The following is a 15,191-nucleotide window of genomic DNA, read 5'->3' as shown; positions in this document are numbered from 1 at the left end:
GGCTGCCAACCTTACGGTTTCGGTCGTATCCTATTTCCGTATTAAAGCTACTCTCAGACTCGCATGAGCCGTGATGGGGTATAGATAAAGGATAAATTACAAATTATCTGACTGTCAACTTTCGTCTAATAACATCGAAGAAGACATTAGTTGATCATTAACCGGCTAAAGGTCTTTAATTGTCGGATATTTTTCCTTCGAAGAATTCACACGCTCGCGTAAATCCAGTCCTGGTTTAAAATGTGTCGTATAGCGGTTAGGCAGGCTGACTTGCTCACCGGTTTTGGGATTACGACCCATTCTGGCGACACGTTCGGTAATCGAAAATCCGCCAAAGCCACGAATCTCGATGCGTCCACCATTTGCCAAGTTGGTGATCATATGATGAATCAGGCTATTGACCGCAAGATCGACATCACGTTGTTGTAAATGCGGTAGTTTTAAGACAAGGCTTTCAATCAATTCGGATTTTGTCATCAGTATGGCTTGCAATGGAGTTGTCACTAAGATTAGCCAAAAGATTTAGGTTTGCTTGATTCATACTCGTCGCCGATATTGCTTTCGGATTTTTATCAGTCGAGTACTCGAAAACCTATTTAGACTAGGTCCAATAATCCGGTCACCATAATCCCAGTTATTGACACGAATTCACCATTGACACTCTATTGGATTTACGTCCCACTGATAGATCGAGACAGCTCCATTGGTGTATTTATTGCTTAGATATACCTGGCAAAATCGCTAAAATTGATTTCGGTATTTTTTACTTGCCTAGTAAACGAACTGAATAGCAATAAAAACCCAATTAGGATTGATGTTATGCCATCACCGAAACCCGTTGAGCAACCTCTATTTCCCCTGAATACGCCCTTGTTCCCAAAATGCACTTTACAACTGCAAATATTCGAACAGCGCTATCTCAAGATGATATCTACGTGCCTGCGAAATGGATCGGGTTTTACCGTATGTTTACTGCGCGAGGGGTTTGAAAAACAGGAAGTGCTTACTAATGCCGATTCACCCACTCAGAACGAGCCGATTTTTTATTCAATGGGTACCATGGCTAAAATCATAGACTTTGGCCAAATGCCCAATGGTTTGTTATCTATTTCTTTACAGGGTGAGCAACGCCAACGTCTGGATCAAATTCACCAACAAGCCGACGGACTGTGGCTTGCCCAAACGAGCAAATTGGAGGAAGTAAACACCTGCAAAGGAGAAATTCTACCCGTTTGGACAGCGGTTTTAAAAAGCTTAACCGAAAGCGGAATTGTCACTGATTCTGAAGCGGAGCTGCACAACAACCCGGAACTAGCGATGAATTATTTTGCCATGTACGCTCCATTGCCATCCTATTTGAAACAATCGTTACTGGAAATAGACGATCTACAAATCCGTTGGCAGCGTTTGCAATATTTTACCGATCAAAGTTTAATGCAAGTCTAAACATTGATCATCGTTGCTCAAAATGGCTCGTAGGATATGTTGAACGAGAGTGAAGCATATCGACATTACCAAGCCAAGGCCTCCACCCAATCCGTTGCGGTCTATCGTTTAATTTGATTGTTATCGGTTATATCTACCCGTCTCCGATGATATGCAGGAACGAAAATCACATAATGACCATTAATCTAACAATTCGAGGTTACGATGTTTATCGCTATGAACAGATTCAAAATCAAACCCGGCCACGAACAAGAATTTGTTGAAGTCTGGAAAGGCCGTGATTCATATCTTCATACCGTTCCTGGCTTTTTAGAATTTCATCTTTTACAAGGGCCGAGCAACGACGAGTTCACGCTGTTCTCTTCTCACGCCAAATGGGAGTCACGTGACGATTTCGAAGCATGGACAAAATCCGAAGCCTTTAGGAAAGCACATGCAAGTGCTGGGAGCAAAAAAGATATTTATATAGGCCCGCCGCAACTCGAATGCTTCGAGGTTGTTTTATAGGGATATAGTTGCTGCTAATGAATGGAGCGCTTAACGAACCGGTCAAACTGATACATTAGGTGTGGAGCTAACTGTACCGAGACAAAAGTGACGCTCGATCAATTCATCTTCCTGAGTGTTAGCGATCGAAGTATATTTTGACAATCGACACTATTGAAACGGGATTTTGCGATGGACTATACCGCAATTCTGCAAGCGCTCAATCAGGCCTCGCTGTTTGATTTGCACCGCCTCCAATCAGCTATTTATCAAGAACTCATCAACCCCGAGCGAGTAGAGCATGTCAAGGCGCAGTTAAAAGTGGGGCAAGCCATCAGCTATTTCGATCCTCAGGCCAATGGTTTAATCGATGCCGTGATTTTGAAGATTCAGAAAACCCGTTGCCTGGTCAGAAACGTCAAAGACCAAAAGAACTGGAACATTCCGTTTTACTATATCAATGTCGATGATGTAGATACCGCTATACAGCCAGCACCCAACGCACGCGGCATTCCCAAGTCGGCATTACAAATTGGCGCTAGGGTTGGCTTTAAAGACCGGCACAACCAAGAGTTTTTTGGGGAAGTCATTCGGTTAAATCCTAAGACAGCGACCGTCAAAGTCAGCGAGCAACATACCTGGCTAGTCCAATATCAGTATCTGTTCTACGTGATTGATGGAGAATCATGCGATTCATACCCCACTCAGGAATCGCTATTCATTGATCACGATAGTTAGCGTGCAATGAATTCTCAGCCAACCGCAACCCATTCCGCCGATAATCCCGTTGAAAAGCTACATGGTTCGATTGAACGCGTGACTTTCCATAGTGAAGCCTCTGGTTTCTGTGTGTTGCGTGTCAAGGTCAAAGGTTATCGCGAACTGATCACGGTGGTTGGCTCGGCTGCAAGCGTCACTGCCGGCGAGTACATTGAGTGTTTGGGCTGTTGGGTCAACGACCGGCAACATGGTCAGCAATTCAAAACCATTTCGCTCAGAACCGTTCCACCAACGACCTTGGATGGCATTGAAAAATATCTCGGCTCCGGCATGGTCAAGGGTATCGGTCCGCACTTTGCCAAGAAGCTGGTCAAAGCGTTTGGCGAACAGGTATTTGATGTGATCGAACAAACGCCCGAACGTTTACTGGAACTGCCAGGGATTGGCAAGAAACGTCAGGAGCGGGTAACCAGTGCTTGGGCCGAACAGAAAGTGATTCGCGAGATCATGATGTTCTTACAATCGCACGGTGTTGGTACTTCCCGTTCGGTCAGAATCTACAAAACCTACGGCGAACAAGCCATCGAAAAGGTACGTGAAAATCCTTACCGACTCGCGCTCGATATCCATGGCATCGGTTTTAAGACGGCTGATACATTAGCTCAGAAATTGGGTATCGCGGCCAATTCTCTGATACGAGCACAAGCTGGTGTACGTCATGTGCTACAGGAGTGGTCTGGCGAAGGTCATTGTGCCGCAGTACGAAAAACGCTATGTGACATGACGACCAAGCTACTAGAGATTCCAGAGCCTATTGTTCAAGACGCCATTACAGCGGAATTAACAGAGGGCAACCTGTTTGGTGAAATCAGTGGAGCTGACGAATTTATCTTTTTGACGCCACTTTACCGGGCTGAAGTCGGTTGTGCGGCAAACCTGCAACGACTCAATCAAGGCGAGCCACCTTGGGGCAGCATCGATGCCGATAAAGCCATTCCTTGGGTGGAAGCTCAAACCGGCATGACGTTGTCGGAATCCCAAACTGTGGCAGTGCGTTTAGTGCTGCAACATAAAGTTTCCGTTATTACTGGTGGACCGGGTGTCGGCAAAACAACGCTGGTCAACAGTCTATTGAGAATCTTAACCGCCAAACGCATCAAGATTGGACTCTGTGCGCCGACTGGACGTGCAGCAAAGCGTTTAGCCGAATCGACGGGCATGGAAGCCAAAACCGTGCACCGCTTACTCGAGTTCGACCCGACTCAGTTCGCCTTCAAACATAACGATGAAAACCCTCTGGACCTGGATTGCTTAGTCATCGACGAATCCTCGATGATGGATGTCGTTCTGATGAATCAGTTGCTCAAAGCCATTCCAACGGACGCAGCGTTACTGATCGTCGGCGATGTCGATCAATTACCCTCGGTTGGGGCTGGGGCGGTTCTGGCCGACATTATCGATTCCGGTCAGATAGCAACGGTTAGGCTGACTGAAATCTTCCGCCAAGCCAGTACCTCGAAAATCATTACCAACGCCCACCGCATCAATCAAGGCCAGATGCCAGTTGCCGAGAAAACGGAAGGCTTGAGCGATTTTTATTGCCTGTATGCCGACACGCCTGAAGAAATCTTCGCCAAGCTGATGCAAGTCGTACTCGAACGCATACCACAGCGCTTCAAATTCCATCCTGTTAACGACGTACAAATCCTGACACCGATGAACCGTGGCGGCCTCGGTGCTCGGTCGTTGAATATCGAGTTACAAGCTCGATTAAACGGCCATAGCGAACCCAAGATCACGCGTTACGGCAATACGTATGCGCCGGGTGATAAAGTCATTCATCGCATCAACAACTATGACAAGGAGGTGTTCAATGGCGATATCGGCGTAGTCAAGTCGGTGGATTTAGAAGACAGCTTGGTCAAGATTCAGTTCGACGACCGGGAGATCGATTACGAATTTAGCGATCTCGATGAAATCTCATTAGCCTATGCAACCAGTATCCACAAGTCGCAAGGCTCCGAATATCCCGTCGTCGTGATCCCTTTAGCCATGCAGCATTACATGCTTTTAGAGCGTAATCTTCTTTACACTGGTGTCACACGGGGCAAGCAATTAGTCGTCGTCATCGCTCAACCCAAAGCGCTGGCTATGGCGGTCAAGAATCAACAGTCGCAACGCCGAATCACACATCTCACAGCTAGACTTAATCAAGCGTGAGCACTCAACATACTGACAGACTCATGCTAGACGTTGAGGTTACTTACGTTAATGCTAATTAACGCAAGTAATAACATCGAATACTGAATTACCGTTGTTACCCAAAAGATTTATTTACCCTATTTACGAACAAGGGTCTTCAAAGCAAAATTAATTCAACTTCACTTCTTATCCTTTTTTATCATTATAAAAACTATTAAATCATTTGCATATTGTATTGTAGCCACCTCCTCATAAAATAGATTTTTTTAACTTTTATGAGGTTCATAAGATGTCTAAATCACACAAAACAAATGAATATTATGACGAAGAGCATTTTTCGCAAATTCTTCCGGTCATTGGGTATGACTTGCCCCCTAGCAACAAAGCAGAAGCTAAATACTGGGTCGATCATGCTATAAATTTAGGGAAGGCAATTAAAGAAAACCATCATGAAATTAGAAGAGTTATATTTTTCTTAGTTTACTTTGAGGTTTATAAAAAATTGGGACTAGACGAACTTGAACTCTTTGAAAAAATCCGTCGCAAAAGCGGCCTTAATAAATCTACTATTTATGATTATATGAATGCAGCAATAGTAGAAGTTGAATTAGATATTACACAAGGAGTTATGTCCGTTGATGCATTAACTTATTTATACCATCATACAGAAGAAGATGAACGTAAGGATATTTTTGAATTAGGCATGGAAACTAAAAAGGTTGCTGAAGAGATAAACAAGAGTAGCAACAAAAAGAAAAAGAAGCGATCTCGCAATACAAAATCAAATGAATATTTGACCAAAAAACAAGTAGTAGAAGCCATCGAACAATATAATAAACATGATGGTGAACTACGTATATCCATTGATGATTCTGATCAAAAAAAACATCGACCGAAAGGTAATACAGCTAAATTAAATAAAGAAGAAGCGTATGACACTTCGATATATGAAACTCCTTTAGTTATTACATCGACCAAGGATAAATCCACTAAGGATTTAGGTACTAAACGTGAGCGTCCTTCTCAGCTAATAGAAGCTAAAAAAGACAAACTTTTTCATTTAAGTATTGTGAGAATGAAAGCCGCGTTAAAAATATTAGAACATCCTAAAACTGAAGGGAAAATAGCCTATTTTCTACTGCGTAAATTAGACAAAGAGGAAATTTCGAAAATAATTACTGCACTGAAAAAAGAGGTTCGAAGTCAATCATAAAATTAATTAACTATCCGACAAGTCCCCCTCTCTATCGGGGGGCTTCCAAGCCGCATCTTATCTTCACAGGACAAGGAAGTCTTGCATCAAGACCTCACTATCTCACACAGAAGCAAAATCGTGCCAACTTCAATCTAGCATGCCTGCACACCTATATCGGAGGTGTGTTAGGAGCTTAGCAATTTGCAACACAAATCATTACTCCCAACTAAATTGTCGTGAGTCACGACAGACCATCATCTTTGTGAAGTTGTTAAGCCAATTTAACGTGTCGTGAGTCACGACTCTCACCATCTTAACGTGGAGTGATTGCCCAAGTGCTGGGCGTTATAGGAGCGCAAAAAGTATTACCTACAATTCCCTCTGAATGGTTTAGCGGTTACACCGCTCACGGCCACTAGCCTACGCCCCTGTAGCAGTTAAGTGCTATCTACAACAGCTGGCTACCTAGCTTTCGAAGGATACGCGCAATCCAAGTAAGGAAAGACTGTCTTAAACCATATGGACAATTAGCGATATCCCTATGAATCTGTTTAACACTAAATCCGATAGCAAAATGCTTGATTATCGCGACCACCTAATCAATTTCGCGTCAACATGTAAAAACAACAGTTTAGAGACACGTCTATATATATAAATAATATAAGAAAGTGTCTCTAAACTAAAATGTGCACTAGACTGACGTGATTAACGGAATAACTTAATTTTGCAACTATTCTCGTGAATGCGCTGCAATGCTCGAACAACAACTTTATCGGGTGTTTCAGCCCTATGAAGACAATAGGATGGCCTACCTCCCCTAGGATTGAAACTGTATTTACTTACCACATAATCTCGCCCTGATATTCGAGCATGGTTGTCTTCATCTTGAAATAGATCCTTCCACCGCTGAACAGTTTTTTTAGTATCATCTTCCGATGCAAACATGTCGTCGTAATCACGATATAAATATTTAGAGTGCAAACTGATAACGTTATTTTCAGCCTTCTTTACGATCCGATTAATTTTGATTTCTGCCCTAGACCCAAATACCAGCTGATACACATCGATATCAAGTGGAACATTGCTTATGTTGATAATTGGACGCCTAGAATCGAAATGTATCAAACGCAATCGGTCGATGCCCTGCAGGGTTTCACATTCGCGCACCTGCCGAGTGATTACTTGTAAACGATGATCAGCAGGAAATAGAACAGGAACGCCTATTTGCTTCTTACCGACAAGCCGGTAGCCAACTGGTATTTTTACGACATTACCCAGTGTAAGCGGCTGATCGTGGTCATACCATAATCCTATCCCATACCGATCAATGGCATCTATTGGAGGATAAAATCGGCCAATCACGACACAGGCATCATAATTCTTGTATCTATCGACTCCCCGATAACTTCCAAAGTATATGGCTGTGCAATTATCAGGTAGCTCAAGCTTTTGTTCATCTAATAATCCTTTATACGTAATCACTAGAACGTTTTTATCTTTTTCGGAGTCATAAAAATAGTCTGCAACGAAGTTAATGCGATCTTGCGCTATTGCCAGTAACTCTGAATTATCCCTTTTTAAGGCTGTATAGGAAAAAGTTGCCGATACATACTGCCAAAGGCGGCACTGACGCTTGGCATAATATTCTTTGAATTCGTGGGCAGGGAAAAAGACATCCGCAATTTCGGAATCTAAATCGGCATCAATATAAATTGTTGGAATTAGCTTTTGGGAACGGTCTGGAAGAGTCCAATATATACGTTCCAATTTCTTCCTTTTCTGTACGCAATGCCAAGCAACAGTATCTCCATCACTCTGGTCAATACGCTTTTTGCTTACCTGCCGGTATAGAAAAATCGGCGCCAATCCTTGGTTAATTCGCTCATAATCGGCTTTTAACGTTTCGAGTAACACAATGCTCTTTTGGTAATTGTTCGCTTTCTTACTTGACTGAACAGCTGCCTTGAGCATGGTTTTAGGAGTAATTGACTTAATGCATTTACTTCGTTTACTTTTCAGTTCCGCTAATTGCGTTATGACTAAGTCAAATGGGCTATCATCATGCTTATTAAGTTCATGATAGAGATCGTCCGTTAGTAATGCTTGCTTGATGCAATTAGGTACTTTTAATGATGCAATCTGGGACGGCTTAATTTCGGTACTCTCTAATGCAGCTCGCCAAAATGATTCATCAATAATGAGTAAATCCGGTTTTCTTTTCCGTTCGTCGCTATTCCGCTTCAAAAAAAGATGTTGATGGGTGTAAATCGCTACAGCTGCGGATTTAGTATATTGCTTCCTATAGCCACATTCATCATAGAACGTGCAAAATTCAGTGCTGTCATTATTTCTGCAAAGCAAATCGGGTAGCGGGACGTTATTTTTCGACAATGACGTTGCAACTTTCCGCTTTGGACAATGACCTTCAGGGGCATCTTTCGAATCGCGGCCATATAGAATTTTGACGCTCCCTGTAAATTCCTGTGCTTGTTGAATGCGCTTTTTGAATTCTTTGGCAAGCTTAATGGACGGTAGATAGACCTCAACGAATCCATCATCGTTCGTAATTTCGACAATCTTGTCGATGACTTCACGAGTTTTACCAACTCCTGCCGAAGCTTTGATTGAAAGAACGTGTGAACAATTGTCTTTTTGGCTCCGATAATATGCGCGAATAGCCTTACGAATTTCACGACAGGCTTGTTCGGGCTCCAGGTACTGAGGCATTTGGTAATAAGGAGGCATATCCCTAATTAACCCATAATCGTTGACTGAAGCCTTTGTAACAATCCTCTGTATATCCTTCCAAACCTGATCCGAAGAGCTATAACGTGCACTCAAGTCGAACTTAGAGTCCAGAATAATACTGAATATGTTTTCATCCGATACTCCATACCGGTTTAGCTGGACTACCACATCGTTGACATATTCCGATCGCGATTGGTATTTTTGACTATCATATCCACCCCTAATTAGCTTTTTTAAGCTTTTTGGTATCTCCAGTTTATTTAAGTTGACTATCTGCTTTCTAGGGCACTTAGAGACAGTTTTGGGGTTAGACTGCTTATTTGGTATCGCTTGTTTTGGCTTCGATGATTGATTTTGAACAATAGAAGTATCAAATAGAGCACCATCGTTGACTTCAACGTGATAGTGATCAATTTGATCTTTTGGGCAAGATGGATAAAAAGACAGTCGACAAGGATCTTTTGTCTGAGAATCGACCGCATTTCCAAGCTTCGTAGAAAAATATTCGAATACATTAGCGTAGTCATCCTTGTTAATTGGTTTAACAAAAAAGATTATCACTCGTAGTCTTGGATGCTTATCAGAAGAAGTGTGCGTTGTATAAATAATGTTGAAAATATCTGGAAAAGCAGCACGAACTTGTTCAATCGTCAGTACGTTACCTTCTTCCTTGTTATCAATATCTAAACTAATTCCATATAACTTCCTGACATTTGCAGTATTTCTATAGGTCTTGCCTTCGCCTTTATCGCTTCCATAACTTGCTAGCGAATAACACGGACCATTTTTAAGAACAGTTTGTTCGCGTTTAGTTTTATCCTGATAATGCTTTAACGTATGCTCTTTAACCTCTACTTTTAAAAATCGCTTAATAAAGCTGGCAATAGTGACCTGTTCTGTTGTCATTCCTCCGCTTTGGACATTATCAAAATTAGTCACCCGGATTTTTTTCTTGCGCACATCTGGACGAACGTGCTTGGCATAGATACCTTGAACTTTGTGAATCTTAAGGATGTTGCTTTTCATTAAAATAACTCAGGCTATGTGTGTCCACCACACCACAGGATGTAATGCAAAAGGGCAGCTAAAAAATTAGTAACAGTTTTTTGCCAGAGGTTGGTGAAACACATTGCATAAAAAGGACTGAGCAAATACTCCGATTAAATATCAAAGTCGTTTCGTTCCGATGATTTAATGCCTCTGATTACTTTTAGGGACTATCGCAATTTGAGCGGATTCGGTTACTACCTGAATTATTGGCTTTAGTAACAAGCCTATTAATGTCGAATTTACCATCTAGCCTTTATATTTCCTGTTACCGTTAGTTGGGTTGGATCATCCCCGACTTAGTCGGGGAGCATCATCAATAATTTGACCGAGGCGCCAAACATTTATGAAATTTTCTCATATGCAGTCAATGTCACTGGTATTGCTGCAATGCTAATTCCGTCATTTAGCGCCACAACTTTTGGAAGCTATGAGTCTTCATCCGAATCATCCTTCAAGGATTTTAATTGTGCCGTGCTAGTTACCGGGCAAGCTCCCATAAATTCAAGCACTTCTGCTTTTTTGTACCTAACCCTGCCAATCGGCTTGTAGAACGGAAGATCTATTGCGCCGCTACTTCTCCAATTTGCAAGAGTTTTATCTGAGACTCCAATAATTTTTGCCGCATGTGCTGCGCTAATATAAATGTCATCGATAGCTTGGTTACTCATGGCTTTCACCTTTAGCGATTAGTAAATAATAATTTCTTTCATTCTGAACTTTGGCTACCATTAATCCGTATTTGAATTTGAAGCAAATTCATCCTCAAAGAACGGATTGTAGGCACCAAAGAACAAGGAATTCGTAAGGATTAATTTAATTGTTTTACAATGTATTCATTTCACCCTCCCATACGACTGATGAGCATTACGACGCCTATCGGCGCTAACATACTTGCCAAGTGTTTTAGCGAGAACAAAGAAAAATTACGCCACACATAGTTTTTGCTAAGCATTAATAGATCGCACGACTTATCACTTTTTGCCATCGGTTGAATAAGCTTTAAACTCTGTAAATTTAAGTTTTATGCGATCTAAAGAGATGCTTACCTTTTTTCCCTTTGACTCAGGAACCAATTAAGAAAATTTGTTTTATCTATATATAAGCGCCTCCCCACTTTTAGTATCGCGTCGAACTGTTGAAGACCGTTCTTGTTGCGTGTTTTGATTAACCAATTGATCTGCCGCTCGGTAAACAAGTCCGGATATAACGCGACAAAGTCTTTTACAGTTGTAATGTTGATTACTGCATCTTTATTGGTTTCGTATTTCTCTGCCATTGGCTTGTTCCTTCAGTACATCAATTACTGAGGCATTATCCAGGTTGCTGAAGGGGCGGCACCCCTCGATAATCGCCTTATTTACGAAGTAGTGGGGTTGACTAATGCTTGGATTTGCGCTATCTATAAAAGATAAGCTTCAAAACAGAGGATGCTGATGAGGCAATTGATAGCAATCAGAAAGTTGCCGAGTTTTGATCGTGGCTTTATCTCTCTCGCCACTAATAATTGGACTAAATCGTCACTATGGTCATGGCCTGCCTAGTCGGTGCCATGGTGTTCGCGACACATCATATTTTAAGTGAATCATGTAGACGACTCAATTGGCCAGGCTAAATATCTAATGTGGGCTTCCCACCTAAGCCGGGACACTTTGCAGAATCAAAGGGTTATGACTTACGCGTTGGCGGCCTTTTCTGGGCAATGGAAGCACGTCCATCTCGGCAAGCAACCATGAAAACAAATCCGGAAAATCCCTGCAGAACAAGCGCATCGCTGCCGTTGTTCCGTCAACGCGTTTGAGTCCGTAGTTATGAATCACCGTCAATGCCCGCAATCTTTTTTCGCTTAAGCCGCGGCCTGTGTAGACCATCTGTGATAAATAGCCGTTGCGCCCCTCGACGGTGGATGAACTGCGATGAAACTGCCACGCCATCCATTCGGCCCATTCCAGCCAGCGCTGTAATTCGCTTTCCGGCAGGGTTGGCGTGAAAGCACCCGCTTGGAAACGCTGTACGGCTTGCTGCCAAGCTTGGCGGTATTTTCCCGTTGTTTGTTTTGGGTTTTGTGCAGCTGTTGATACCAGTACACCGTTGGCAACAGTACATCAGCCAGTGTTGCGTGGCTTCATCCACCGCAAGACCGGCCAGCATTTCCATGACCAGGAGCCACCACGCTTCGACATTGGCGGCTAGGTCATTCAGTTGATTGCGAAACTTTTTCATCGTTTGTTTCGAGTCTGCGTTGTTGCAAGCGTTTCGAAGGCCTGAGCCCGCTGTTCCAAACTGGACACCATCTGTTTCGCCCGCTGAATGTCCTGGGTTTGTAGCGAAAAAGGATGCACGTCTTCGGCGATACCCGCCTGATTGTCGTGATAATCGGCCTGCACATCGTGTATCGCTTCATAGTCCCGTTCCGCATCAACGACTTTCATCAGCTCGGCAAGGTTGTCGTCGGGTTTCTGTTGCAACAGCGCTTCGGCCGTTTCCAATTGGCTTTTCGCGCGTTCGTGCCGCCTGCCCAATGTCGTACCCAACCATCAGCCGACATTCTGTTGAGCATTAAAAACGTCGGCACCGAACGCGCACTCGAAGCCATAAATCGCCAGCTTGATCAAGGTCTTGGCCCGGTCGCTGACCGCGTGGTTGACGTCAATGCCTAAGGCTTTCAGTCGCGGGATCGCTTTCTCGAACCAGGTATCGAAGCGACGATCATGGCTCAGCTCTTCCAGAATCAAGTAGCCGGACGATAGGTCCAACAGCACCAGGATCATCTCATCGCCCAAAAAGGTTTCATCCATCGCAACCACCGCTGAATGGGTTCGATCTGCGGGTTCTTTTGCGCAGTGCTGCTGAAACAAGGGTAGCTGGGTTTCCATCCGGCTCAATTGCCGGCGTAAGGGCGAGGCCGATACCCCGACATGGGTGTCGATCCGAATCAGCTCGAAAAAGCGCGATAACTTGTCTGCGCCGACATGGCACTCCAGACCAAAACAGTACAGCACCGCAACCATCAATCGTTGTAGCCAAGCCTCTCCGGCTTCGGTTTCCCAGAATGCCGACTCCGGATGTTGATTGCGCCGGGCTTGCGCTTGCCGATGCCGATGCCGATGGACGCTGCTTTTCGACCGATTGAGCCGGGCCGACAGTTGCCGAAGGCTTTTCTTGCTACCGGCTATCTGTTCATTGATAATCAATCGGCCCTTTGCTCGGATTTCTGGCGTTGTGTTGTTTTTTTAGTCATTAACTCATGATGCAGACCTGGGCAACGGGTGCTTGTTTTTGTCCCGGCTTAGGTGGGAAGCCCGAATGTGTAAAAATGATAAACTGGCCGGCGCTCTTGCTCAGTGAATAAATTGATCACCAATGTAAGAATCCGGTGTACGCGAATTATGGTTAGCTTTTGTGTTTGGTAGATATGTTTAACATGTAGGACGAATCGATTAATAGGTGAACGTTAATTTGGCTTGCTTGCCGGCCGCAGGGTTTGTATCCAGAATCATCCGAAATGGTAGAATTTGGGCCATCACTCTTACAATGGGCGGCCAGCGGTGCCATTTCGATAACCGATTGGGTTTCCTACAATTTCTCCTGACCAGCATGCAAATGGATAATTGCAACAATATACCTGCAACCAGTGCATTTGGACCAGGACTCATGAGTTAAACGCTCATTCAAAACTGCGATGGATCTCCTAGATCAAGAATCCGAAGGGCGATCGTTTCTGATTGACGCGCAACTCATCTAAAGCGTAGGCATTAGGATACGGATTCATGGCATGTTCCACGTTATTAACAATAGACATTAACAAACAATAGAGATAATTGACTTTTTATCGTCGCGCGAAGGGACTTCGATTCCATTACTAATTCGATTGCAAATTTCATTATCTATGGCAAATTTATATATTTCTTTCCATACCAGTTCACGGACATCTTTAGTAGCCAAACCACTTTTGGGCTCAGAAGTCGAATCAGGCTTCTGTTCAAAATGCGACAAAAACTCAACTAATCTTTCAATAACCTCAATAACCTTAGAAGCAGGATATTTTTTGGTTGCTACTTTTTTACCAAGAAATCTATTGTCGTAACTCCAGATTTTTACAAGCCTTTCATCGGTGACAGTAAGATCACAACCCTTCACTTTATTCCAGAATTCGTCCACAGTAGATAGTTTTATTTTTTTTAATCCATTGTTATTATTTAGAATAATAGCAATTGGCTTATAAAGCGATTTTTCCTTGCCGGTTGGCTTTAGATGCTCATCCGAAATTAAGTCATCAGTATCAGTATCAGTATCAGTATCAGTATCAGTATCAGTATCAGAATCAACCTTAACGTCAGTACTGGAGTAAAATAATCCTAGTGTTTCCGAAGATATTTGATACGACTTGAAACGCACACCATCATTGAATAGAAAACCTTCTTTCTTTAAGAAGTAGTAAAGGATTCTTAATACAAAATGCCGGTATTTTATGTAATCCGAATCTTTTTTTATTTGATATTCAGGATATTTAGAATTAATTGTTTTTTTGGCTATATCCAAAAACACAACAGCAACTTCTAACCTATTATATATGTAATTATCTAAAAGGCTTAACTCGTTAACAGGGGCTTGCACCTGATTCAGCTTTGTTAAAGCTCCTTCTATGTTATTACTTACTTCTTTAGATGGAATTGACATGGCTTTATTGTGCTCGCTTTCTCCATAAAAGAACTCCTTCAGTAAAGGAAGCAAGAATAAGATAAAGCGCTCACGTTGCCATTCCGTGTCATAAAACCTACGTATATTTTTTCTTAGATTAACTACACAGTCTCGCCTCTTTGATCGTTTAAGCGTCTTAACCTTGTAATTCAAGAAATCCAAGTGAGCTTCGTTATGAACAATTGATGAATTATTTATTTGGCTTTTCTTAATGCCAGATAATTTTAATCTTTTAACCGCATTCTTATCATATTCTCTATCCTTTTTCGGTTTAGGCCAAAAAACACTGATTGCCATTTCAAAGCAAGCATTTTTGAAAAGCCATTGATAAGCCTTCAACTTAAATAATTCATCGTTTACAATTTTTTCCCGGCTTTCAACTATATACTTCAGTCGCCCTGCGGTGTCATTAAGAATGCTAAGAACTGTCTCTGAAGGTGGCGGGGTTAATCCATTGCGCTTTTTAAATAAAGATTTTAATACACGTTCTAATTCGTCGAACTCAGGCTTAGTGGGTACCGAAGAGTGATCCGTCATGACCAATACTCCTTTCATATATTATATGCTGCTACGCGAATAACAGGCTATTCATGCTAAAGGGAACAGATTTTTCTATAGTGCATTACGAAATAGATTAGCTCTATTT

At 42.6% G+C, this 15,191-nt stretch carries 12 protein-coding genes; 5 read left to right on the top strand and 7 right to left on the bottom strand.

All coding sequences use genetic code 11. From position 1 onward, the window contains the following. Positions 1–165 precede the first annotated feature (165 nt). Positions 166–477, bottom strand: coding sequence for an integration host factor subunit beta (locus ACW73I_RS09200; RefSeq protein ID WP_458028980.1), 312 nt, complete (start codon positions 475–477; stop codon positions 166–168). A gap of 342 nt (positions 478–819) precedes the next feature. Between ACW73I_RS09200 and ACW73I_RS09195 the strand changes: the two genes are divergently transcribed. The 5 genes from ACW73I_RS09195 (at position 820) to ACW73I_RS09175 (ending at position 6,067) form a co-directional block, all read left to right on the top strand. Continuing rightward, positions 820–1,446: an LON peptidase substrate-binding domain-containing protein gene (locus ACW73I_RS09195; protein WP_458028978.1), complete on the top strand. Its 627-nt coding sequence runs from the start codon at positions 820–822 to the stop codon at positions 1,444–1,446. A gap of 216 nt (positions 1,447–1,662) precedes the next feature. After that, positions 1,663–1,953 (top strand): antibiotic biosynthesis monooxygenase family protein, encoded by a 291-nt coding sequence (locus ACW73I_RS09190; protein WP_458028977.1) that lies wholly within the window; start codon positions 1,663–1,665, stop codon positions 1,951–1,953. Between the two features lie 171 nt (positions 1,954–2,124). Then, a complete protein-coding gene (locus tag ACW73I_RS09185; RefSeq protein ID WP_458028975.1) occupies positions 2,125–2,670 on the top strand; it encodes a hypothetical protein in 546 nt (181 codons plus the stop codon). A 6-nt stretch (positions 2,671–2,676) separates the two neighbouring features. Further along, positions 2,677–4,872 (top strand): SF1B family DNA helicase RecD2, encoded by a 2,196-nt coding sequence (recD2, locus tag ACW73I_RS09180; protein WP_458028973.1) that lies wholly within the window; start codon positions 2,677–2,679, stop codon positions 4,870–4,872. A gap of 271 nt (positions 4,873–5,143) precedes the next feature. Next, positions 5,144–6,067 (top strand): hypothetical protein, encoded by a 924-nt coding sequence (locus ACW73I_RS09175; RefSeq protein WP_458028972.1) that lies wholly within the window; start codon positions 5,144–5,146, stop codon positions 6,065–6,067. Between the two features lie 687 nt (positions 6,068–6,754). On the opposite strand, the gene ACW73I_RS09170 is transcribed toward ACW73I_RS09175, so the two are convergent. From ACW73I_RS09170 to ACW73I_RS09145, 6 genes are all read right to left on the bottom strand, one after another. Then, positions 6,755–9,823, bottom strand: coding sequence for a hypothetical protein (locus ACW73I_RS09170; protein WP_458028971.1), 3,069 nt, complete (start codon positions 9,821–9,823; stop codon positions 6,755–6,757). A 449-nt stretch (positions 9,824–10,272) separates the two neighbouring features. Further along, complete coding sequence (locus ACW73I_RS09165) at positions 10,273–10,515, bottom strand: helix-turn-helix domain-containing protein (protein WP_458028970.1); 243 nt, start codon at positions 10,513–10,515, stop codon at positions 10,273–10,275. Between the two features lie 966 nt (positions 10,516–11,481). Continuing rightward, positions 11,482–11,928 carry a DUF6399 domain-containing protein gene (locus ACW73I_RS09160; RefSeq protein ID WP_458029043.1) on the bottom strand — a complete coding sequence of 149 codons (447 nt, stop codon included), beginning with the start codon at positions 11,926–11,928 and terminating at the stop codon, positions 11,482–11,484. A gap of 135 nt (positions 11,929–12,063) precedes the next feature. Then, positions 12,064–12,378 (bottom strand): hypothetical protein, encoded by a 315-nt coding sequence (locus tag ACW73I_RS09155; RefSeq protein WP_458028969.1) that lies wholly within the window; start codon positions 12,376–12,378, stop codon positions 12,064–12,066. A gap of 3 nt (positions 12,379–12,381) precedes the next feature. Then, positions 12,382–13,038 carry a hypothetical protein gene (locus ACW73I_RS09150; RefSeq protein WP_458028968.1) on the bottom strand — a complete coding sequence of 219 codons (657 nt, stop codon included), beginning with the start codon at positions 13,036–13,038 and terminating at the stop codon, positions 12,382–12,384. A gap of 607 nt (positions 13,039–13,645) precedes the next feature. Then, the gene (locus ACW73I_RS09145) at positions 13,646–15,082 is read right to left on the bottom strand and encodes a hypothetical protein (RefSeq protein WP_458028967.1); all 1,437 of its coding nucleotides are present in this window, start codon (positions 15,080–15,082) and stop codon (positions 13,646–13,648) included. Between the last annotated feature and the right edge of the window lie 109 nt (positions 15,083–15,191).

It is taken from the genome of Methylomonas sp. MgM2, assembly GCF_054172045.1.
The sequence above is the reverse complement of the archived record's forward strand: the minus strand, read 5'-3'. Positions and strand labels throughout refer to the sequence as shown.